We start from the raw sequence: 21,610 nt of genomic DNA, 5'->3' as shown, positions 1-21,610 counted from the left end.
AACTAATCGTTATTACCAGCGGCCTGGTCAGGATCAAAGAAATAAAACCCCTCTATCATCTTGCGGCTCTGGCCCGATGGTCCCTGAGCCATTACCACAATCCGAACCGACTCGGCCTCAGCTGAGGCTGCGCTAGACCCGCCTGCCGCATCACCCCGGCCTTCATAATTCAGGTTACGCACTGACCCCAGGCTTCCGCCAATATTCAACGATACCAGCCCTCGATATTCGAGAAAGTAAAGGGGGGTTATGCCATCTATTTCAGCAGCCTCAATCACGCCACTCCCCGTCCAGGTAGTGGCGTCAAAAACCTTTGGAGCATAGCCAATGTGATACCAGCCGGTTCTATTTCCCGTGCCGTCTGCATTCCCGAAGTTATCCAGGCTATCGAGATTACTAAGACGAGATTCAACTTCTCTCAGCCCCGCTTCAGCGGCCTCAAGCGCCAAACTGCTTTCCCGGGCGGTAATCGACATCCGCTCCTGCATGATCGATCCTTGCATAGAGGACGCAGCCAGCACGGATAACACCAGCAAAATTACAAGCGAGAGAATAAGAGCTATACCACGCTGTGAACTTATATTGGTCATTAGCATCCCCTACCGTGAAGAATTACGAACATTCATGGTGAAGTCATAAACCCGGTACATACGATTATCCGGGGCGGTAAAGTTTGGACCGCTACTACAATCATTCCAGCCCGGGAAACACAGGTTTTGTGTGCCTTCCAATAAATTATTTCGGCCAGCTCGCACCAACAGACTAACCTGCACCGCTCGCACATCGTTCCAGGAAATAGCTCCGGTAACATCCGTCCATTGATTAACCGGATTATTTGGAGTGTTCGAGGTTCCCATTCTGATACGCATATCCACAACGCCCTCGACCATCTCGACCACCGTTCCATCGGTTCGTTGGAGCATCAAAGCTGGCTCACCGGTTGTATTGCTCTGGCCGATAAAATAGGTGCGATTATAGGGCTGCAGAATCTGGGCTCCTGCACCATAACTATTGGCCAGACAGTTAGTGCACCCGTTGTCTGTAAAATCGTTGCCCGGATCATCTTCACCACTATTAGCAACGACTGTAATTTTCAGATTTCCTCCCCCGCCCTGCTGAATACTGGAAACCTGAAAAATGTCCGTTCCGGAGCAATCTGATATGGCAATAACACTACCATCAACCAATCCTCCCCGTTCAGTAATATCAAATGAGGCGGAAGTGGCAGGACCCATCGTCCTCACTTCAATTCCACTATTTTCCATGCCAGACAGTCTTAAGTGATGAGTCCCGGCGATTGCATCGGCTGGTCGCGTTGCTGCTGCAGAAGAAACCGCCGCACTGATATCAAACGAGTGTGAGTCCGGATCATAGCTTTCATCGGTATCATCGAGATTATTGACAACACTTTCGACGTTGCAGCCGAAGTAGCCCGCACCACGTATTTCTCGCCCAAGAACCTCCGAGGCAATACGACCGCTTTCCTGAGCTCTTGCCGATGCTTCGTTCAAACGAAACGAAAAACTGTTTGAGCTAAAAACCTGGTACAGACCAACGGTCAGAATCGACGCTAACAAAAGCGCGATCATAAGCTCGACGAGCGACAGACCCTGTTGGCGGGCTGACGACTTCTGCAGCGTTTTCATTCTAGATTTCATTCCCGGTACCTTATCGTCAAGCTGAAGCTACCCGACACTTCTTGTCTTTGGGCGCCACCATCCGCATCAACTTCTTCCGGATCCAGCCGGCTCTCGCGTTCTATCCAGGTGATGTCGATATTCGCGCTATTAGTTCCAACAGACTCCACTTTGGCAGCGCTAGCCGACCCGAGGTCTCTTTTTACTTCGGCCTCCCAGGCGTTGACCACTGAAGAATTGGGTACACCTCTTAGAGATCGGATTGTTTCTGCCATGGATTGCGCATGCATAACCGCCACAGACCGGGTATCTGATGCCACTGTCTGTTGCATGGAAACTGTTTGCAGCCCTGCAACGCCCAGTAGACCGATAGCCAATACAATCAGGGCAATCAAGACTTCGATCATCGAAAAACCGGAACATCGTTTTTTTACATCGCTATATTTTTCAGGCATTCCAAACCCCTGATTACTCTGGCCAGTTAACAATTTGGCGCACCTTGGTTTACTGACGTCTGCCCACCAACATTGACGGTAACGCGCGCATCAGACACACCATTATTTGAGCAAATGTCATAATGCCTACGCACCTGATTACCCTGCATCATTCCGTTCCCACGAAAGACGGTATCCGCATCTGGATCACGCGAGAGGCTTACTCCGTTCGGTAGTGCTCCTGTCTCCCGAAGAAGCGTGTTCAAATCCGCCGCAACATATACCTGGACGCTTCCATTTCCTGCCAGTGTAACCAGCACGGGCTCCCCTCTGCGCACGGCTTCACTTCTCGCGAAATTCAGCGTTCCTATCACCGAGTTAGTCGTCGCCGTCATGCGGTTTGACTCAATCATTCGATTGAAACCAGGAACAGCTATCGTTGCGGTGATCGCCACAAGTGCAATTACGACCATCAATTCAATGAGTGTAAACCCGCGCTGGTGAGCGAGAGATCGCATGGAACAGCCCCCTGATACTTTTGTCATATTCATACAATATCCAGACACAAAAAAACCGCCATGGCTTTTCGATAAGTGGCGGTTTACAGAAGATAAGCGGAATTGGGTCCGCAGAAGTGTGATTCAGATCAAACGTTCACCGCGTCGATCCGCAATTCCTTGGGCATGGAAAACACAATATTCTCCTCCCTGCCTGCCACTTCCTGCGGTTCTTCCCCACCCAGCTCCTTCAGGCGATTGATCACCTCGGCCACTAGCACTTCCGGGGCGGATGCACCGGCGGTTACGCCTACAGCCTGCTTGTCTTCGAGCCATTTAGGATCAATCTGGCCAGCTTCATCAATCAGATAAGCAGGCGTGCCCATGCGCTCAGCCAGTTCGCGCAGGCGGTTGGAGTTGGAGCTGTTGGGGGAGCCCACCACCAGCATGATGTCGCAGTCGCCGGCTAGCTGTTTGACGGCATCCTGCCGGTTCTGGGTGGCATAGCAGATATCATCTTTACGGGGGCCTTCAATTTCCGGGAATTTGGCGCGCAGAGCATCGATTACCCGGGCGGTGTCGTCCATGGACAGGGTGGTCTGGGTAACGAAGGACAAGCGGCTGGGGTCTTTTACTTCCAGCTTTTGCACGTCGGCTTCGTCTTCCACCAGGTAGATGTCGCCGCCGTTACTGTGGTCGTACTGGCCCATGGTACCTTCCACTTCCGGATGGCCGTGGTGGCCGATGAGGATGCACTCGCGGCCGTCACGGCTGTAGCGCATCACTTCCATATGTACCTTGGTGACCAGCGGGCAGGTGGCGTCGAAGACTTTCAAGCCGCGGCGGGCAGCTTCGTTCTGTACCGCCTGGGAGACGCCGTGGGCGCTGAAGATCACCAGTTTGTCGTCGGGCACTTCGTCCAACTCGTCGACAAAGATCGCACCCCGGTTGCGCAGGTTGTCGACCACGAATTTGTTGTGGACCACTTCGTGGCGCACGTAGATGGGCGCTCCGAACACGTCCAGCGCGCGGTTTACAATTTCTATGGCGCGGTCTACGCCGGCACAGAAGCCACGGGGGTTAGCGAGTCGGATTTGCATAACATTGCCCTTAGAGATTGTCGCCCGCGTGCTACGAGGTAGGTTCTTCCGGGACACGCTGTGAATACGTCCCTGTACGCTTGACTGCAGCATCCCTGCTGCAGACAATCCCGGAAGAACCTACCTCGCATCCCGCTAATTCATGGTTAGCCGATCAAATCAATGAGTCGGGCCAGCCGGCTCCACATCAATGATCTTTACCTCAAAGCTCAGTGTATGCCCTGCCAGCGGGTGATTAAAGTCCACATCCACCTGGTCACCTTCTACCCGCTTGATCACACCGGGCAGTTCCTGTTGGCGCGCGTCGGCGAAGGAGATCACTACACCAGGCTCCAGAACCATGTCAGCACTGAATTCGTGGCGCTTGAAGGTCTGGATATTGCTGGGGTTGTGCTGCCCGAAGGCTTTTTCCGGCGGTACTTCAAAGGTTTTGTGGTCGCCGGCTTTCAGGCCCATCAGGTAGGCTTCGAAATTTTCCGGCAGATTTTCATCACCGATTTCCAGGGTAGCCGGCTCTTTGTCGAAGGTGGTATCCACAGTTTCGCCGTCTTCAAACTTCAGGGCGAAGTGCAGTTTTACGCGGGTTCCCTTGTCGATGGGCAGTTCTTTCATGGGGTTCAGTTGCTCCTGTCAGCATCGCCGCTGGCACCAGCGGGTTTGCGGAATGCATCGATGATCATCATGGCAGCACCAATGGTGATGGCGGTGTCGGCCAGGTTGAAGGCCGGGAAATGCCAGTCCTGCCAGTAGAAATGCAGGAAATCCACCACGTAACCATGCACCACCCGGTCGTACACGTTGCCGATGGCGCCACCGAGGATCAATACGATGGCGATGGCAGTCCAGGTTTCATCAGCTTTGAGTTTTCTCAGCCAGCCCACCAGCACTACGCTGACCACAACCGCCAGGGTGACGAAGAACCAGCGCTGCCAGCCGGCGGCATCGGCCAGGAAGCTGAACGCCGCGCCAGTGTTGTGCAGTAACGTCAGGTTGAAACTGGGCAGCACCGGTACAGGGTTGCCATAGGTCAGCATAGCCGTGGCTACGGCCTTGGTGCCCAAGTCAATGGCGATGACCAGCACCGCCAGCCACAGCCATTTCAGTTTGCTGCCAGCGCTTTCAGTCATGACCGCATCCATCAGGCGTATGCACGGGTTTCACCCGGGCCTTCCACATTGGTCACGCAACGGCCACACAGATCGCTGTACTGCTCGTTCTGCCCCACGTCTTCACGGTGGTGCCAGCAGCGTTCGCACTTGGAGTGAGTCGCCGGGGTCACTTTCACCAGCAGACCTTCCACGTTGGTTTGCTCTACGCCGGCTGCTTCGCTCACCGGCTTAACGGTGGCTTCAGAGGTAATCAGCACAAAGCGCAGCTCTTCACCAAGATAGTTCAGTCGCTCGGCCAGGCTACCTTCGCAGTACAGAGTCACTTCCGCACTCAACGAGCCTTTGATTTCACCACGGGCACGGGCTTCTTCCAGGCACTTGTTGACCGCCTCTTTCACAGCGTAGATTTCACGCCAGTAGTCACGGCCTAACTCGAAGCCTTCAGGCAGCGCACTCAAGCCCTCGTACCAGGTTTCGTAGAACACGGTGTCGCCGCGCTTACCCGGCAGGTGCTGCCAGATTTCATCAGCGGTGAAGCTCAGGATTGGCGCAATCCAGCGCACCAGGGCTTCGGCTACATGATAGAGCGCGGTCTGGCAGGAACGTCGCGCCAGGCTGTCGGCCTGGGTGGTGTACTGGCGGTCCTTGATGATGTCCAGGTAGAAGCCACCCAGGGTGGCTTCACAGAAGTTGTACACCTTCTGGTAGATCCGAAGGAAGGCATAGTTGCCGTAGTCTTCGTGCAGTTCGTTCTGGAGCTGCAGGGCGCGGTCGACCATCCAGCGGTCCAGGGCGATCATGTCTTCAGGCGCGACCATGTGCTGTTCCGGATCAAACCCGGTCAGGTTGCTCAGCAGGAAGCGTGCAGTGTTGCGGATACGGCGATAGCCGTCTGCCGTCTGGCGCAGGATATCCTTGGAAACGCTCATCTCACCGCTGTAGTCGGTGGCAGAGACCCACAAACGCAGGATGTCTGCACCCAGCTCGTTCATGACTTCCTGTGGGGCGATAACGTTACCCATGGACTTGGACATCTTGTAGCCCTTGGCGTCCACAGTGAAGCCGTGAGTGAGCACCTGCTTGTACGGGGCCACGCCATTCATGGCGATGGAGGTTTTCAGGGATGACTGGAACCAGCCACGATGCTGGTCGGAGCCTTCCAGGTACATATCGGCCGGGAACTGGCCCAATTCTTCACGTACCCGCAATACAGAGTCATGGGTGACACCCGAGTCAAACCAGACGTCCAGGGTATCCAGAACTTTTTCGTACTGGTCAGCATCGGCGCCCAGCAGTTCGTTCTGGTCAATGTCGTACCAGGCATCGATGCCGCCGGTTTCCACCGCCTGGGCGACTTTCTCGATCAGCTCCTGGGTGCTCGGATGCAGCTCCTGGGTTTCCTTGTGGATAAACAAGGTGATCGGCACGCCCCACGTGCGCTGACGGGAAATACACCAGTCCGGGCTTTGCTCGAACATGGCTTCAATACGGTTCTGGCCCCAGGCCGGTACCCAGCGGATGCCTTTGATGGCCTCCAACGCATCGGCGCGCAGGTTGAGCTTGTCCATGCTGATGAACCACTGGGGCGTAGCCCGGTAGATCAGTGGGGTCTTGGTGCGCCAGCAGTGCGGATAGCTGTGGCGGAATTTTTCCGCGCGTACCAGCTTGCCTTCCCGCTCCAGCGCGGCGCATACCGGCTCATCGGCCTTGTATACGTGCACGCCAGCGAACTCGCCGGCCGCTTCGGTGTAGGTGCCATCGGCTTTCACCAGGTTGATGGTGCCAATGCCGTAGGCCTTACCTACTTCAAAGTCTTCCATACCATGGTCTGGCGCGGTGTGCACGGCACCGGTACCTGCTTCCAGGGAGACATGGTCACCCAGCAGCACCGGCACTTGCTTGTCGTACACCGGATGGTGCAGCAACTGGTTTTCCAGGGCGGAACCGGCCACGTTGGCCAGCACTTTGTAGTCTTCCACTCCCCAGCGAGCCATGATGCCCTGCACCATGTCCGTGGCCAGAATCATGCGCTCCGCGCCGTGGCCGGCATCTAACTGTACCAGTGCGTATTCAATATCGGCACCGATGGACACCGCCTGGTTGGCGGGAATCGTCCAGGGAGTAGTGGTCCAGATCACCAGGGATACATCGCCCTCACCTTCGCTGGTTCCGAAGGTTCTCAGTACGGCGTCCTGATCCACGACGGTGAAGCGCACGTCAATCTGGGTTGAGGTTTTGTCCTGGTATTCAACTTCGGCTTCTGCCAGTGCGGACTGACCAACCACACTCCAGTAAACCGGCTTGAAGCCCCGCACCAGGTGGCCCTTGGCGACGATCTTGCCCAACGCCCGGACAATGCCCGCCTCCACTTTCGGATCCATGGTCAGGTAGGGCTTGTCCCACTCACCCATCACGCCCAGGCGGATAAAGTCGGCCTTCTGGCCTTCGATCTGTTTGGTGGCGTAGTCTCGGCAGGCTTGGCGGAAGGTTTTGTAGTCCACCTTTACGCCGGCCTTGCCGATTTCCTGCTCAACCTTGTGCTCGATGGGCAGACCGTGGCAATCCCAGCCCGGCACGTAAGGTGCGTCGTAGCCCATGAAACTGCGGGATTTCACGATCATGTCTTTCAGGATCTTGTTGACCGCATGCCCGATGTGAATGCTGCCGTTAGCGTAGGGAGGGCCATCGTGCAGGATGAACTTCTCACGACCTTGGCGCTGCTTGCGCAGATTGCCGTAAACGTTCAGGTCCTGCCAGTGCTTGAGCATGTCCGGCTCGCGCTTGGCCAGGTTACCGCGCATGGGGAACGCGGTTTCCGGCAGATTCAGGGTATGCTTGTAGTCGCTCATGTCTGTGTGCGTACTCTTGGTTGGTCAGTTGAATCAGGTTTCCGGCGTGGCGGGGTTCTCCGCCAACCAGGCCCGGGCATGCTCAAAATCCCGGGCGATCTGTTGCCGAAGTTCGTCAACAGAGTCGAATTTCACTTCGTCCCGCAGGCCATGGCGGAACACGACTTCCAGGTGCTGGCCATAAAGTGTGCCAGCAAAGTCAAACAGGTGCACTTCCAGCGATGGTCGCTTGCCATCTACCGTGGGGCGCAGGCCAATGTTCGCCACGCCATCACGCCATTCCCCGGTATCGAGCCGTGCCCTCACCACGTAAACCCCTCGCAGCGCCGGCATCTGATGCAGCAGGATATTGGCGGTGGGCGCGCCGATCTGCCGGCCCAACTGCCGGCCATAAACCACCCGCCCATGGATCCGGTAAGGGTGCCCCAGCAGTCGCTCGGCTTCCTCCAGTCCGTTCACATTCAGGGCATTGCGCACCCGGGTGCTACTCACCCGCTCACCGCCCACCACAACGGTACGGGTATTCTCAACTGTAAAGCCCCGTTGCTGCCCCACACTTTGCAGCAGCCTGAAGTCGCCGGCCCGGTCGCAGCCGAAGCGGAAGTCGTCGCCAACCACGAGGTGACGAACCCCAAGGCCATTGATCAGCACATCCTCGATAAAACCCATGCCCGAATAGCTGCGGAAGGTTTCGTCAAAGCGGATACACAGCACCACATCAACGCCTTCGCCAAGCAGAGCTTCAAATTTCTGGCGAAACGGCATCAACCGGGGAGGCGCTTCCGCCCCCTTAAAAAATTCCTGGGGCTGAGGCTCGAAAATCATCACCACAGACGGCAGGTTAAGAGCCTGAGCCTTGCTTCTGACCTGATCGATGATGGTTCTATGGCCCCGATGAACCCCGTCAAAGTTGCCGATGGTGGCCACGCACCCATCGGCCAGCGGAGAATCCGCACTTCCCGCGATACGCTTGAGATTGGTCAGGCCTCGAATCAGACGCATGTACTGCGAACCCTAATGCTGCCAATGGCTTTCGGCGCGCCGGCGCGAACGCGCGACGCACTGGTGAGAAAACGCGCGATTATACCCCAGGAGCCGGTGTGGTAGAAATCACAACGCCTTACTTCTGGCGGAATTGCCGCACGCGGACACCCACAAGGGCGAGCGCAACAAAATAGGCGAAAACCCCGGCCACGACCAGAATCGTCATTTCCGAGGCCCTCTGCAGGCCAGTAAAGGCCAGCCACTGGCCAACCGGCACATTCAGCCAGAGGATCACCGCCGCCAGTGCACCGTTCGCAACCGCCAGTTGCATCAGGAACTTCGGCCAGCCCGACTGGCTTTTCCAGGCGCCTTCCTTGCGAAGTCCGCGCCAAAGCAGATAACCGTTGAGCCAGGCAGAAAGCGACGTCGCCAGCGCAAGCCCGGCATGGGCCAGCGGCGCAATCAGCGCCAGGTTAAACACCATATTGGCGACCATGGCGATCACACCAATCTTTACCGGGGTTTTGGTATCTTCCCGGGCGAAGAAGCCCGGCGCCAGCACCTTGATCAACATGAACGCCAGCAAACCCGCAGAATAGGCCCGCAGACTTTGTGCAGACATCGCGACGTCGCGATCGGTCACTTCGCCGTAGTGGAACAGAGTTGCGATCAAGGGCTCGGCCAGCAAAGCCAACGCCAGGGCGGCCGGCACGCCGATCAGCAAAACCGCCCGTACAGCCCAGTCAAGAGTCGCCGCAAACTGGTCCGCGGATGCCGCCGCATGCTTACGCGACAGACTGGGTAGAATCACCGTGGCGATCGCAATACCGAACACCCCCAATGGCAACTCAGACAAACGGTCGGAATAGTAAAGCCAGGACACGCTGCCGGTTTGCAGGAAGGAGGCCAGCACGGTATCCAGCAACAGATTGATCTGGCTGACCGAAACCCCGAACAGCGCCGGCGCCATCAGCTTCAGAATCCGGTTGACCCCTTCGTGCCGGTAATCAATCCTGGGCCTGGGCAATAACCCCAAACGCATCAGAAACGGCAACTGGAAAAACAACTGCAAGGCCCCTGCAATGAACACACCCCAGGCCAGCGCCATCACCGGCTCATCCATCACCGGCGTGAGAAAAATGGCCGCCGCAATCATGGCCAGATTCAGCAACACCGGCGTGAAGGCCGGCACCGCAAACCGGTCGTAGCTGTTGAGAATGCCGCCGGCAAAGGCGGTCAGGGATATCAACAGCAAATACGGAAAGGTAATGCGCAGCATGTCGCTGGTGAGCGCAAACTTGAGGTCGTCATCCAGAAACCCCGGCGCGAATACCGCAGTCAGCACCGGCGAACCGAGCATGGCAACCAGAGTCACCGCCAAAAGCACCAAACCCAGAGAGCCGGCCACGGCATCCACCAGGCGCTTCACTTCCGAGATGTCCTGATTCTCCCGATAGGACGACAACACCGGCACGAAAGCCTGGGAAAACGCACCTTCGGCAAACAGACGCCGTAGGAAATTGGGGATTTTGAACGCCACAAAGAACGCATCCGCCCCTGCTCCGGCACCAAAGTAGCGGGCAATTACCATATCCCGGACCAGCCCCAACACCCGCGACAGCATGGTCATCATGCCTACCACACCAGACGATCTCAGCAACCCCGGCGCTTTGGGTGGTTCTGACTTCCCGGTTTGGGGCGGCTTTGGCTGTTCGGAAGGCATGATTTCGGCGTCCAGAATCCTGAGTGGGCGCTGCGGGCCATCTCGGTAATCCACAAGGCCGATTAAAGCCCTCGGCCAGCCCCCAGCGCTGCGATGCCGGAGTGTACCACAGGGCTTTGCTGGCGAGGCACGAACCATGCGGTGGCCTTGACATTTCGGGCATTCAGCGGCATAGTTCCGCGTCATTTATTTCGACGCGCTGGTTTTGGCGCGCCCGCGATGTAAAAATTTCTTTTATAGCAACGAATTTTCAGGAGTTTTACGGTGGCAAATTCCCCGCAAGCCAAGAAGCGCGCTCGTCAGAACGAGAAAAACCGCAAGCATAACGCCAGCCTGCGTTCCATGGCACGCACCTACATGAAAAAGGTCGACGCCAAGATCAAGGCCGGTAACCACGATGAAGCCCAGGCTGCTCTGAAAGAAGCTCAGCCGATCCTGGACAGCATGGTCAACAAAGGTATCTTCGCCAAGAACAAGATTGCTCGTCACAAGAGCCGACTGAACGCCAAAATCAAGGCCCTGAAAAGCGCCTGATTCTGTGCAAAATAAAAAAACCGGCTAGCCAGCCGGTTTTTTTGTGCCTGAATCAAGCAGAAAAGATCAAACCACCACCAGGTTATCCCGATGGATCATCTCCTCATCGGACACATAACCGAGAACATCGTTAATGCGATCACTGGACCGGCCCGCGATGGCCCTGGCCTCATCAGCATCATAGTTAACCAGCCCCCGCGCGATTTCTTTGCCCGCCAGATCCACGCATGAAACCATCTCGCCCCGCCGGAACTGCCCGGACACCGCCTTCACACCCACCGGCAACAGGCTCCGCCCGCCTTGGCGCAACACTTTCACCGCACCGTCATCCAGCGTGAGCTTGCCCCGGGTTTGCAGATGGCTGGCAATCCACTGCTTTCTGGCGGCCAGCCGCCCCTGCTCTGGCAACAACAGAGTGCCAACGACATCACCCTGGCGTAACCGGGCAATCACATGCTCGATCCGGCCACCGACAATCACCGTAAACGCGCCGGAACGGGCCGCCAGCCGGGCCGCCCTCAATTTGGTCTGCATACCACCGCGCCCAAGCGCACCGGCACCGCCGCCGGCCATGGCATCCAGCTCGCGATCCTCCGCCCTGCGTTCGGTCACAAGTACAGCATCGCGGTGCTTGCGGGGATCTTTATCAAACAACCCCACCTGATCGGTCAGAATGATCAGACCATCAGCCTCAATCAGGTTGGCCACCAGCGCGCCCAGGGTGTCATTATCACCAAACCGGATCTCGTCGGTCACCACCGTATCGTTCTCGTTCACGATCGGCACCACGCCGTAATCCAGCAACGTACGCAGGGTACTGCGGCCGTTCAGGTAACGTTTGCGGTCGGAGAGGTCGTCGTGGGTCAGCAGGATCTGCGCCGTATGAATATCATGGCGCTTGAACTGGGCTTCCCAGGTCTGGACAAGCCCCATCTGCCCCACAGCAGCCGCAGCCTGCAACTCGTGCAAGTGCTGAGGGCGAACCGTCCAGCCCAGGCGACTCATACCCTCGGCCACCGAACCAGACGACACCACCACCACCTCTACACCGTCGGCAATCAGCTCGGCGATCTGATCTACCCACAACCCCAATGCAGCAACATCCAGACCTTTGCCATCATTGGTCAGCAAGGCACTACCGATCTTTACTACCAGGCGACGGGCCTGTCGAAGCTGGAGGCGTTCACTCATGATAGCGGTACAGTCTCTTCCGTTAGTGAGTTATTCCGGGGCGTAAACCACTTCAACGTCGTAATCATCGTCGTCAAAGTCGTCGTCATCATCGTCCGCGTGACGGGCCGCTCGGCGGGCCTGACGATCCGCCTCAATCTTCTGACGAGCCTCTTCGTCCATACGGCGCCTGCGCGCGGCTTCCTGCTCGGCAAAATCCGGGTTATCGGCTTCCTGCTCGGCCTGCTCCTCAATCCAGCGCATCACGGCCTGCACCAAAGGCTTGGTGCCTTCGCCGCTCAGCGCGGAAATGCGGAACACAGGCCCCTCCCAGCCAAGCTCATCAACAATGGCCTGACAATGGGCCTCACGATCTTCCTCGGCAACCATATCGACCTTGTTCAGCACCAGCCAACGAGGACGGCTGGCCAGCGTTTCACTGAACTTCTCGAGCTCGTGGACAATTGCCCTGACCGCATCGGCCGGGGACGAGCCATCATAAGGAGCAACATCCACCAGGTGCAGCAACAAGCGGGTCCGGACCAGATGCTTCAGAAAACGAATACCAAGACCCGCACCCTCGGCTGCCCCCTCAATCAGACCGGGAATATCCGCGATAACAAAGCTTTGATGGGCCTGCACACTGACCACACCAAGATTCGGTACCAGCGTGGTGAAGGGATAATCCGCCACCTTCGGGCGCGCTGCGGAAACCGACCGGATGAACGTAGACTTACCGGCATTGGGCAAACCCAGCAGACCGACATCGGCCAGAACCTTCAGTTCCAGGCGCAGATTACGCGCCTCACCCTCAGACCCTTTGGAGGTCTGACGCGGAGCACGATTAACGGACGACTTGAAGCGGGTATTGCCAAGGCCGTGAAAACCACCCTGAGCCACTTTCAGGCGCTGGCCTTCTTTGGTGAGATCGCCCAGCACTTCATGGGTATCCATGTCCACCACCGTCGTGCCAACCGGCACCGGCAGAACCAGATCTTCGCCTTTGGTGCCGGTGCAGTTGCGGCCAGCACCCGGCTCACCATTCTGGGCCTTGTATTTACGCTGGAAGCGGTAATCAATCAGGGTATTGAGTGCGCTGTCCGCCTCCAGATAGACGGAACCGCCATCCCCGCCGTCACCGCCGTCGGGACCACCTTTTGGCACGTACTTTTCCCGCCGGAAGCTCAGGCAACCATGCCCGCCTTTACCGGCTTCAACAATGATGGTGGCTTCGTCTACAAATTTCATACGCCAAATGCCTTTGCATAAACTAAAAAGCCCCGCAGCCTCAAGGAAGCTTTGCGGGGCTCCGGACTCACCTGAGAACTGACTAAATCAGCATATCAGGCAAACCCAAGGTTCAACAGAACCGGATCGCCGCTGCTTACGCAGCCGGAACGATGCTTACGAACTTGCGGTTCTGCGGGCCTTTGGTTTCGAACTTCACCTGACCTTCCGCTTTCGCGAACAGGGTGTGGTCCTTGCCAATGCCTACGTTGCTGCCAGCGTGGAAACGGGTGCCGCGCTGACGAACGATGATGCTGCCTGCAGATACAGACTCGCCACCGTAGCGCTTGACACCAAGTCGTTTCGACTCGGAATCGCGACCGTTACGGGTACTACCTGCTGCCTTTTTATGAGCCATTACCAGCCTCCTTCATTAAGGGGTTATTCGAGGGCTTAGCCCTGGATACCCGTGATCTTGACTTCAGTAAACCACTGACGGTGGCCCTGACGCTTCATGTGATGCTTACGACGACGGAACTTGATGATGTTCACTTTGTCGTGACGACCGTGGCTAACCACTTCTGCGGTCACCTTGGCACCTTCAACAACCGGAGCGCCAACTTTTACGTCGTCGCCATTGGCAACCAGAAGAACACGGTCAAACTCAACGGAACCGCCGGTTTCAACTTCCAGCTTTTCCAGCTTCAGAGTTTCGCCTTCTTTTACACGGTGCTGCTTACCACCGCTAACAATAACTGCGTACATTCATAGTCTCCGCGATTGACCCATCCCTGCTCTTATCCACCTGGTTCTAAGGGAAGCGCTCTGGCGACCCTATTGCAGGGAGCGCAGGTTGGGATGAGTTGGGCGCGTGATTGTACGAAAACCCGCCGGCCAATACAAGCCGGTTTCCGGCTCAAGTTGACACTGTAAGCAGCAATACCTAGCATTGCCGCGACCTGCCCGAAAACTCAACGAAAACACCAGCAAGGGACTTACCGGCCCGATGACAGCCCAGCGCATCTACGACACCGTAGCGGATGATTTCAGCCGCGTTAACGACCTTATCATCAAGCGGCTCGCTTCCGATGTCCCACTGGTGGAGAAAATCGCCCAGTACATCATCGAAAGCGGCGGTAAACGCCTGCGCCCTTTGCTGGTTCTGCTTGCCAGCCAGGCCGCCGGCTACCAGAAAGACGATCACCTGAAGCTGGCTGCCGTGATTGAATTCCTGCATACCGCCACACTGCTGCACGACGACGTGGTGGACACCTCGGACATGCGCCGCGGCCGCAGCACAGCCAACGCCAAATGGGGCAATGCGCCCAGCGTGCTGGTCGGTGATTTCCTCTATGCCCGGGCCTTCGAGATGATGGTCGAGCTGCAGAGCCTGCCAATCATGAACGTTCTGTCTCACGCTACGGCAGTCATTGCCGAGGGCGAGGTCATGCAGTTGATGAACGTGAAGAACCCGGATCTGAGCGAAGACCAGTATATGGTCGTCATCCACAACAAGACCGCCATGCTGTTTGAAGCCGCGTCCCACACCGGCGCTTTGCTGGCCGGAGCCAGCACGGAACAGGAAAACGCCCTGAAAGACTATGGCAAACACCTGGGACTGGCTTTCCAGCTGGTTGATGACGTGCTTGATTACCAGGGCGATGCCGAAACCATGGGCAAGAACGTGGGAGACGACCTGGCGGAAGGCAAAACCACCCTACCGCTGATCTACGCCATGGCCAACGGTAGTGAAGAGGAAAGGCAACTGATTCGCCAGGCCATCCGCAAAGGCGGGCTGGATGACCTGCCGAAGGTACTGGAGATCGTGAAGGCGTCCGGCGCTATTGAATACACCATGGCAAAGGCAAAAGAGCAGGCGCAGATCGCGAGAGACCTGCTGGCTTGCCTGCCGGGCTCTGAGCACCGGCAGGCGCTGGAACTACTGACCGATGTAGCGGTTGCCCGGGTCAGCTAGTCTGCCAGCTCTGTCAGCTGAGATGTTCACGCCCGTGGGGGACCTCAAACTCCAGATCTGGCCCCACCGGCACAATCTGCGTCGGGTTAATGGTGCGCTGGCTCACATAGTAGTGACGCTTGATCTGGTCCAGGTCTACCGTTTCTGCCACACCCGGCACCTGATACAGCTCCCGCACATAGCCAGACAGATTCGGATAGTCCCGGATCTGCTGGCGATTGCACTTGAAATGACTGTAATAAACCGCATCAAACCTGATCAGCGTTGTGAACAGCCGCCAGTCGGCCTCGGTTAGCTGATTACCGGTGAGATAGCGCTTCTCTGCCAGCATTTGTTCCAGCCAATCCAGGGAATCGAACAGGGCCTGATAGGCATCCTCATACTTATCCTGGGCTGTCGCAAATCCTGCCTTGTAAACACCGTTATTCACCGTATGGTAAACCCGCTCATTCACGGCCTCGATGTCACCACGCAGGCTTTCCGGGTAGAAATCCAGTTCGTTCTTGACGTCTTCAAGGCCATCAAAGACAGAATTGAACATCCGGATAATGTCGGCTGATTCATTGCTGACAATGGTTTCCCGCTCTTTGTCCCACAACACCGGCACCGTCACCCGGCCTGAATAATCCGGGGCGGCACGGGTATAGATCTGGTGCATGAAGTCGGAATCATACAGGTCATCCTGGTGAGCCGCGCTGCCCCGACGAAATTCCCAACCGTTTTCCACCATGTCCGGGTGTACGACAGACACTGAAATATGCTTCTCCAGCCCCTTGAGCTTACGGAAAATCAGCGTTCGGTGAGCCCAGGGGCAGGCCATGGACACATACAGATGATACCGACCACTCGCTGCGGGAAAACCACCCTCTCCCGCCGGGCCGGCGGAGCCGTCAGCGGTTACCCAGTTCCGGAACCGCGCCGCCTCGCGCTCAAATTTGCCGCCGGTTTTGTCTGTGTCATACCACTGATCGTGCCAACGGCCATCAACCAACAAGCCCATAAATACCCTCCTGCGGGATCAACCACCCTGACATTTGCCCTGATGAAGTGTGATGGGGGCTGACCCAGTTCTGAATTAATAGAGACAGGCTAACGGCTGTGCTGCTAGGCTGATAGCAAGCATTTCTGGCAAACACTTTCAGATTATTCGAACATGCATACAGCCATTACCATCGACGCACTCAAAGTACTGGACGCTATCGACCGCAAGGGCAGTTTTGCTGGTGCCGCCGGCGAACTGTTCCGGGTTCCCTCAGCCATCAGTTACACCGTCCAGAAGCTTGAGGAAGACCTCAATGTCAGTATCTTTGACCGAACCGGGCACAAAGCCGTGCTCACGCCTGCCGGTCGTTACCTGTTGGAGGAAGGCCGCTCCCTGCTTGAAGCCGCCGAGAATCTCGCTCACACCACCCGCCAGGTAGCCCAGGGCTGGGAGACCAGGCTGAGAATAGGCTTCAACTCGCTACTGCCGGCACAATGCCTGTTTCCGGCGATTGATGCTTTCTACCAACTGGGCGTTCCAGTGGATGTGCAGGTGGTGGAGGAGGTCTTTGCAGGTGCCTGGGACGCCCTGCAAAGTCGGCGCGTCGACATGGTGATTGGCGCAGACCAGCTCAGCAAACCCGCCGGAAGCTTTACCACTAAGCCACTGGGGGAGATACCGTTCGTCTTTGCCGTGGCGGCCAGCCACCCCCTGGCCCAGGCACAAGAACCCCTGACAGAAAGCGACATCGCCCCATTTCCCGCCGCCGTTGCCGCCGATACCTCCCGCGCGCTACCCCCCGGCCATGCCGGTATCTTTCGGCGCCAACGAACCTTGACCGTCACCAACATCGACCAGAAAATCGCCATACAGGAAGCAGGCCTCGGCGTTGGCTGGCTGCCCTTGCCACGCATTCGGGAGGCACTGGCCGCAGGCCGGCTGGTGGCGAAAGCAGTGCATGAACCACGCCCCCCGATCGCCATCCACCTGGCCCGGCACAGTGAAGACAAAGGCAAGGCGCTGATGTGGTTCTGGAACCGGCTGAGCGAAGACCAGAGCCTGAGCCAGTGGCTCAAGCCGGCGGATTCCTGAGGCAACGGAGCCAACCGGGGAATTCACGGTCTGGAGTATACTGGTCAGCCGAGTACAACGAGAAACACAAGGAGTGCGTTCCATGCGTCAGCTGTCGGAACTGGATGCCTCGTTCCTGTATCTGGAATCAGACACCACCCCGATGCACATCGGCGGCGTTTATCTGTTTGATGCCAGCGGCCTGTCTAACCCGCTGGCGTTCAGCACCTTCGTCGCCTACCTGCGCAGCCGCCTCCACGTGGTGCCTCTGTTCCGCCAGAAACTGAAAGAAATCCCTCTCCGGCTCGGCCGCCCCTATTGGGTGGACGATGCCGATTTCAGCATTGAGCGGCACCTGGCCTATGTAAACCTGGGCGAACACGGCAAGCAGGCCAGCCTGATGTCGCTGGCCTCGAAGATTCTTGAGGAACCACTGAAACGCGACCGACCGCTCTGGCACATCACCTTTGTCGATGGTTTCCGGATCGACGATCCGGAGGGCGAGAAAGAAGGGTTTGCACTGATCGTGAAGCTGCATCATGCGGCCATTGATGCCTTCAGTGGCGAGGAAATCATGGGCAAGCTGCTGGAGTACACACCCAGCCCGAGAACCATCACACCACCCCGCCCCTGGCTGCCAAGGCAGGAACCTTCTGAGGAGCGGGTGTTCCTGCAGGCCGGCGCCAACATGCTGAAAACGCCGATGCAGCTGGCCTCTCTGGCCTATAACGCCGCCGAAGCCACAACCCGTGGGCTGATCCAGAAGCAATTACACAAGCTGCCACTGCCACTGCCCTTGTTCACCGCGCCCCACAGCCCCTTTAACCGGCAGATTACCGCCAACCGGCGGATTGTCTCGACCAGCGTGGAATTGTCCCGGCTCAAAGCCATCAAAGGCTCCTTGGCCGACGTCACCCTGAACGATGTGGTCCTCGGCCTGTGCGCCGAAACCCTGGCCCGATACCTCGCCAACCAGAACATCGAAACGAGAACATCGCTGGTCGCCATGACGCCGATCTCGGTTCGCTCCAGCAGTCTTCGCAAGGCCACGGGCAACCAGATGTCGGCCATGTTGCTGGACCTGGCCACCGCAGAAGCCAACCCGGCAGCCCGGATCCGGCGAATTCACCGTAACGCGGTAGAATCGGAACCCTATCGTGAAGCCATAGCCGCGGACCGGCTGACCGAACTGCTGCCATCAACACTGCTGGCACTTTCGGCCCGCCTGTATTCCGAGCTCCAGGTCGCACAACGCTATCAGCCCCTGTTCAATGTGCCGATTACCAACGTACCGGGTCCGCAGGTACCACTGTACCTGCAAGGTGCCCGTTTGGTGCGCCAGTACAACAGCGCCCCCCTGTTCGACAGCCTTGGGCTGGTAATTGTCGCGGTCAGCTACCAGGGCCAGCTCACCCTGAATTTCACCCTTTGCCCGGACGTGGTCGCCGATAGCGACCAGCTACCGGAGCTGGTACATGACAGCCTGGAAGCGATAGAGAAAGCAGCAGCAGAACTGGGCCCCGACCAGGGCCATGAGCAGTTTCCGGAACCACAACACAACCTGACCGATGATGTCCTGGCCTATGTGGAAAAACTATTAAAAGGTGGGCTGGGCAAATTCAGACGGTAACCGGGGTGTGGGCTGCAGTACTAATCAGATAGTGAAAAAGCCGGGCCCACAGGCCCGGCCCGGGATTATTCGAATGCCCAGCGCAGAAAGGCCTTCTTCTCTTCGTCCGAAGCATCTGCCCAAATGGCTTTGAGCTGTTCCAGTGCGGTGCCGTCCTGGGTGCGCCCGACACTTTCTGCGTCAGACACCGGTACCGGAGTGCGGTTGGCTGTCAACCGGGACTGTCCGTCCCATTCCTCAGATACCGCCACCACGGTACCGTTACCGGCAACAATCTTTGCCGAGAAGCTCTCCATCATGGCTTCGGCTTCCTGGCGGCTGCCCGGCTTATCAAACTCGAAACGGTAGACCGCGTCCGGGCTCGCCTCGAACCGTGCCACCTGAGGACCGCTCTCAATGACATGAACTTTGGATTCGCCATTGCGCACCACACCGGCCTTGGCCCAGATGGTTTTATAGTTGAACACCACTTCGTTTTCACCAGGCAGCAAACCGTAATCCAGTGCCAGGTCGTCGATCAGGAAGTTGGTCATGCTCCGGCCATTCACGCTGACCACCTGTATCGCACCGGGCGCCTGAAGCACTGCCGGCTCCGTTGCCGCGGGCAGTTGGCCTTCCCAGGTATCGACCCTGGCCACGGTAGACGCACAGCCCACCATGACAACACTCATCAGAACAGCCAGCAACTTGAAAAGCCTTGGAACGTGACACATACTCACTTCATCTCCTTATCCATAGGGATGGCCGTTGGCACGGCCTGCAATGTTGAGGGCAACGCTGCCAAGCATTCTGACCATCCCGGCTGATCAGAGCAAGGCACACAATCGAATTCGCTTTCGATGCTGAAAGGTCCGGAATGTGATGCCCGGCGTAAGAATGTAAAAAATTGTTGAATTCGCCAGCAATTGGATTAGTTTTAAACAAGTCGGCTTACACAACGCATAGCCCGAGAAGAAAAAAACAAGTGGGCTCAGGAGAAACCATGGACACTCAGCGCAGGACAGGAGAGCAAGGCCCCGTCCCGTTTCGCAGCAGTCGTTTTTTCTGCGTAGGGAGCAAATGGTACTTTACCACCCGAGAGGGCTTCGACAGCGGGCCGTTTGCTTCGAGAGAGCGGGCAGAAGTCGGCCTTAAACGCTTTCTGCATGTTGTTCGCATGCTGCCGGAAGAGCAGCAGGTGCACTAACCCACCCGACAAACCGAATGGGTGATGCCTTTGCTAGACAATATAGGGCATCACCCAGACGTCAATCGCCCAAAGGCAACCCAGCGCCATGGCCCCGGCGACCACATCGTCCACCATAATACCGAGCCCTCCGGGTAGGCGCTCGTCCAGCCAGCTGATGGGCCAGGGCTTCCACACGTCAAACAGCCGGAACAGCATGAACGCCATGAGTACCCCGTAAAGCTGATCCGGAAACAAGCCCAGGGCAATCCACATCCCCACAAACTCATCCCAGACAATACCGCCGTGATCATGCACTTTCAGATCTGTCGCGGTTTTGCCGCACAACCAGATACCCACCAGAAACGCCGCCAGAACCACCAGCCAATAGGCCACCGGCGGCAGCCAGGAAAAGCCATACCAAACCGGAATAGCGGCGAGACTACCCCAGGTTCCCGGCGCCCTGGGCGCTGCGCCACTGCCAAAACCAAAGGCCAGCAGATGCACCGGGTTTCTCAGAAAGCCTGGAGGCAAGATGGCCTGGGCGGCATCCGGTTCATGCATCAGGTCATCACTCATGCAGGTCTCCCAAAGTGTTCATATCCTTGAATGCCGCCCGGGGCCGGTCCGCTCAATTGCAGGCCCGGCTCCGAAGTGATCTCTCCGATGACTATCAGTTCACGGGCCACAGTATTTTCAAGAGTGTCGAAGGTTCCCGGCGGGATGGTGATGCAAAGCTCATAGTCATCGCCTGCCCCCAACGCCAGATCCCGGGCATTCTCGCCCTTTAACGCAACCAACTGCGCCATCATCGGAATACGTCCCGTGTCGATTCGTGCGCCGGTGCCCGAGGCCTCAAGAATATGACCGAGATCGGCCAGGAGCCCATCTGAAACATCAATGGCAGAGGAGGCCCGGCCGGCTAGCTGCTGCCCTAATTCCAGGCGCGGCTGGGGAAAATGATAATGGGATAACAAGGCAAGCTGCGCAGGCGAGGGGTCGGTTTCATCAAGGTAATCCAGAGCGGCACCGGCCGCCCCCAGCGGGCCACTGACACATATCAGGTCGCCGGGCTTTGCGCCGGATCGATACAGTGCACGCCCGTTGTCAACGGTGCCATGCACCTGGATGGTGATTGTCAGGGGCCCTCGGGTAGTGTCTCCGCCCGCCAGGGCGATACCAAAAGCTTTGCTGGCCCGGGCCAGACCCTCGGAAAACGCCTTCAGCCACCCCGCGTCGGCGTCTGGCAAGGTTAAAGCCAGGGTAAAACAGACCGGGCGAGCGCCCATGGCGGCGAGATCACTTACCGCAACAGCCAGGGCCCGCCATCCGAGATAATCAGGCGAATAATCAAACGGAAAATGGACGCCCTGCACCAGGGTGTCCACGGAAAACACCAGATCCTGCCCCGGCGGTACCCGCTGGATAGCGCAGTCATCACCGGGGCCAAGAAGGAGCTGATCCTGCCCGGCACCATCGGCCAGCGGCTGGAAATACGTCCGGATCAGCTCAAACTCACCCAT

Annotated in this window: 23 protein-coding genes; 5 read left to right on the top strand and 18 right to left on the bottom strand. The window is 57.5% G+C overall.

The window, feature by feature from the left end; genetic code table 11:
- Positions 1 to 2: 2 nt before the first annotated feature.
- The 10 genes from Q669_RS19090 to murJ form a co-directional block, all read right to left on the bottom strand.
- Positions 3 to 590 carry a PilX N-terminal domain-containing pilus assembly protein gene (locus Q669_RS19090; protein ID WP_160170558.1) on the bottom strand — a complete coding sequence of 196 codons (588 nt, stop codon included), beginning with the start codon at positions 588 to 590 and terminating at the stop codon, positions 3 to 5.
- A gap of 9 nt (positions 591 to 599) precedes the next feature.
- Positions 600 to 1,646, bottom strand: a complete 1,047-nt coding sequence (locus Q669_RS10785; RefSeq protein ID WP_160170557.1) for a PilW family protein — start codon at positions 1,644 to 1,646, stop codon at positions 600 to 602.
- Between the two features lie 8 nt (positions 1,647 to 1,654).
- The gene (gene pilV / locus Q669_RS19085) at positions 1,655 to 2,092 is read right to left on the bottom strand and encodes a type IV pilus modification protein PilV (RefSeq protein ID WP_022992215.1); all 438 of its coding nucleotides are present in this window, start codon (positions 2,090 to 2,092) and stop codon (positions 1,655 to 1,657) included.
- Positions 2,093 to 2,118: 26 nt separating this feature from the next.
- Positions 2,119 to 2,622, bottom strand: coding sequence for a GspH/FimT family pseudopilin (locus Q669_RS19080; protein ID WP_081699730.1), 504 nt, complete (start codon positions 2,620 to 2,622; stop codon positions 2,119 to 2,121).
- 95 nt (positions 2,623 to 2,717) lie between these two features.
- A complete protein-coding gene (ispH, locus tag Q669_RS10770) occupies positions 2,718 to 3,668 on the bottom strand; it encodes a 4-hydroxy-3-methylbut-2-enyl diphosphate reductase (protein WP_022992213.1) in 951 nt (316 codons plus the stop codon).
- Between the two features lie 159 nt (positions 3,669 to 3,827).
- On the bottom strand, positions 3,828 to 4,280 hold the full coding sequence (fkpB, locus tag Q669_RS10765) for an FKBP-type peptidyl-prolyl cis-trans isomerase (protein ID WP_022992212.1): 453 nt from the start codon (positions 4,278 to 4,280) through the stop codon (positions 3,828 to 3,830).
- 5 nt (positions 4,281 to 4,285) lie between these two features.
- The gene (lspA, locus tag Q669_RS10760; RefSeq protein WP_022992211.1) at positions 4,286 to 4,807 is read right to left on the bottom strand and encodes a signal peptidase II; all 522 of its coding nucleotides are present in this window, start codon (positions 4,805 to 4,807) and stop codon (positions 4,286 to 4,288) included.
- Positions 4,807 to 7,626, bottom strand: coding sequence for an isoleucine--tRNA ligase (gene ileS / locus Q669_RS10755; RefSeq protein ID WP_022992210.1), 2,820 nt, complete (start codon positions 7,624 to 7,626; stop codon positions 4,807 to 4,809). Before ileS ends, lspA begins: the two co-directional genes overlap by 1 nt.
- Before the next feature lie 33 nt (positions 7,627 to 7,659).
- A complete protein-coding gene (gene ribF, locus Q669_RS10750) occupies positions 7,660 to 8,628 on the bottom strand; it encodes a bifunctional riboflavin kinase/FAD synthetase (RefSeq protein WP_022992209.1) in 969 nt (322 codons plus the stop codon).
- 118 nt (positions 8,629 to 8,746) lie between these two features.
- Complete coding sequence (gene murJ, locus Q669_RS10745) at positions 8,747 to 10,333, bottom strand: murein biosynthesis integral membrane protein MurJ (protein WP_081699729.1); 1,587 nt, start codon at positions 10,331 to 10,333, stop codon at positions 8,747 to 8,749.
- A 264-nt stretch (positions 10,334 to 10,597) separates the two neighbouring features.
- Here murJ and rpsT point away from each other — a divergent pair, with 264 nt between their 5' ends.
- Positions 10,598 to 10,867: a 30S ribosomal protein S20 gene (gene rpsT, locus Q669_RS10740; RefSeq protein ID WP_022992207.1), complete on the top strand. Its 270-nt coding sequence runs from the start codon at positions 10,598 to 10,600 to the stop codon at positions 10,865 to 10,867.
- A gap of 66 nt (positions 10,868 to 10,933) precedes the next feature.
- Here rpsT and proB read toward each other — a convergent pair whose 3' ends face one another.
- From proB to rplU, 4 genes are all read right to left on the bottom strand, one after another.
- Positions 10,934 to 12,058, bottom strand: a complete 1,125-nt coding sequence (gene proB / locus Q669_RS10735) for a glutamate 5-kinase (protein ID WP_022992206.1) — start codon at positions 12,056 to 12,058, stop codon at positions 10,934 to 10,936.
- A 30-nt stretch (positions 12,059 to 12,088) separates the two neighbouring features.
- Positions 12,089 to 13,285, bottom strand: a complete 1,197-nt coding sequence (gene cgtA, locus Q669_RS10730; protein WP_022992205.1) for an Obg family GTPase CgtA — start codon at positions 13,283 to 13,285, stop codon at positions 12,089 to 12,091.
- A 136-nt stretch (positions 13,286 to 13,421) separates the two neighbouring features.
- Positions 13,422 to 13,682 (bottom strand): 50S ribosomal protein L27, encoded by a 261-nt coding sequence (rpmA, locus tag Q669_RS10725; RefSeq protein WP_011784374.1) that lies wholly within the window; start codon positions 13,680 to 13,682, stop codon positions 13,422 to 13,424.
- 35 nt (positions 13,683 to 13,717) lie between these two features.
- On the bottom strand, positions 13,718 to 14,029 hold the full coding sequence (gene rplU / locus Q669_RS10720) for a 50S ribosomal protein L21 (protein ID WP_011784373.1): 312 nt from the start codon (positions 14,027 to 14,029) through the stop codon (positions 13,718 to 13,720).
- Between the two features lie 241 nt (positions 14,030 to 14,270).
- Between rplU and ispB the strand changes: the two genes are divergently transcribed.
- A complete protein-coding gene (gene ispB / locus Q669_RS10715) occupies positions 14,271 to 15,239 on the top strand; it encodes an octaprenyl diphosphate synthase (protein ID WP_022992204.1) in 969 nt (322 codons plus the stop codon).
- Positions 15,240 to 15,252: 13 nt separating this feature from the next.
- Here ispB and Q669_RS10710 read toward each other — a convergent pair whose 3' ends face one another.
- Positions 15,253 to 16,239, bottom strand: a complete 987-nt coding sequence (locus Q669_RS10710; protein WP_022992203.1) for a glutathione S-transferase family protein — start codon at positions 16,237 to 16,239, stop codon at positions 15,253 to 15,255.
- Between the two features lie 153 nt (positions 16,240 to 16,392).
- Between Q669_RS10710 and Q669_RS10705 the strand changes: the two genes are divergently transcribed.
- Both Q669_RS10705 and Q669_RS10700 read left to right on the top strand, forming a co-directional pair.
- Positions 16,393 to 17,313 carry a LysR substrate-binding domain-containing protein gene (locus Q669_RS10705; protein ID WP_022992202.1) on the top strand — a complete coding sequence of 307 codons (921 nt, stop codon included), beginning with the start codon at positions 16,393 to 16,395 and terminating at the stop codon, positions 17,311 to 17,313.
- Positions 17,314 to 17,395: 82 nt separating this feature from the next.
- Positions 17,396 to 18,922: a WS/DGAT/MGAT family O-acyltransferase gene (locus tag Q669_RS10700; protein WP_022992201.1), complete on the top strand. Its 1,527-nt coding sequence runs from the start codon at positions 17,396 to 17,398 to the stop codon at positions 18,920 to 18,922.
- Between the two features lie 65 nt (positions 18,923 to 18,987).
- Here Q669_RS10700 and Q669_RS10695 read toward each other — a convergent pair whose 3' ends face one another.
- Positions 18,988 to 19,593, bottom strand: coding sequence for a DUF2057 family protein (locus tag Q669_RS10695; protein ID WP_227501089.1), 606 nt, complete (start codon positions 19,591 to 19,593; stop codon positions 18,988 to 18,990).
- A gap of 311 nt (positions 19,594 to 19,904) precedes the next feature.
- On the opposite strand from Q669_RS10695, the gene Q669_RS10690 reads away from it, so the two are divergent.
- Positions 19,905 to 20,108: a DUF6316 family protein gene (locus Q669_RS10690; RefSeq protein WP_011784367.1), complete on the top strand. Its 204-nt coding sequence runs from the start codon at positions 19,905 to 19,907 to the stop codon at positions 20,106 to 20,108.
- A gap of 33 nt (positions 20,109 to 20,141) precedes the next feature.
- On the opposite strand, the gene Q669_RS10685 is transcribed toward Q669_RS10690, so the two are convergent.
- Together Q669_RS10685 and thiL are read right to left on the bottom strand one after the other, a co-directional pair.
- Positions 20,142 to 20,666 carry a phosphatidylglycerophosphatase A gene (locus tag Q669_RS10685; protein WP_022992199.1) on the bottom strand — a complete coding sequence of 175 codons (525 nt, stop codon included), beginning with the start codon at positions 20,664 to 20,666 and terminating at the stop codon, positions 20,142 to 20,144.
- Positions 20,663 to 21,610 (bottom strand): thiamine-phosphate kinase, encoded by a 948-nt coding sequence (gene thiL, locus Q669_RS10680; RefSeq protein WP_022992198.1) that lies wholly within the window; start codon positions 21,608 to 21,610, stop codon positions 20,663 to 20,665. The genes Q669_RS10685 and thiL overlap by 4 nt, the downstream gene beginning before the upstream one ends.

Source organism: Marinobacter sp. C1S70 (genome assembly GCF_000475355.1).
GTDB classification, from domain to species: domain Bacteria; phylum Pseudomonadota; class Gammaproteobacteria; order Pseudomonadales; family Oleiphilaceae; genus Marinobacter; species Marinobacter nauticus.
The sequence above is the reverse complement of the archived record's forward strand: the minus strand, read 5'-3'. Positions and strand labels throughout refer to the sequence as shown.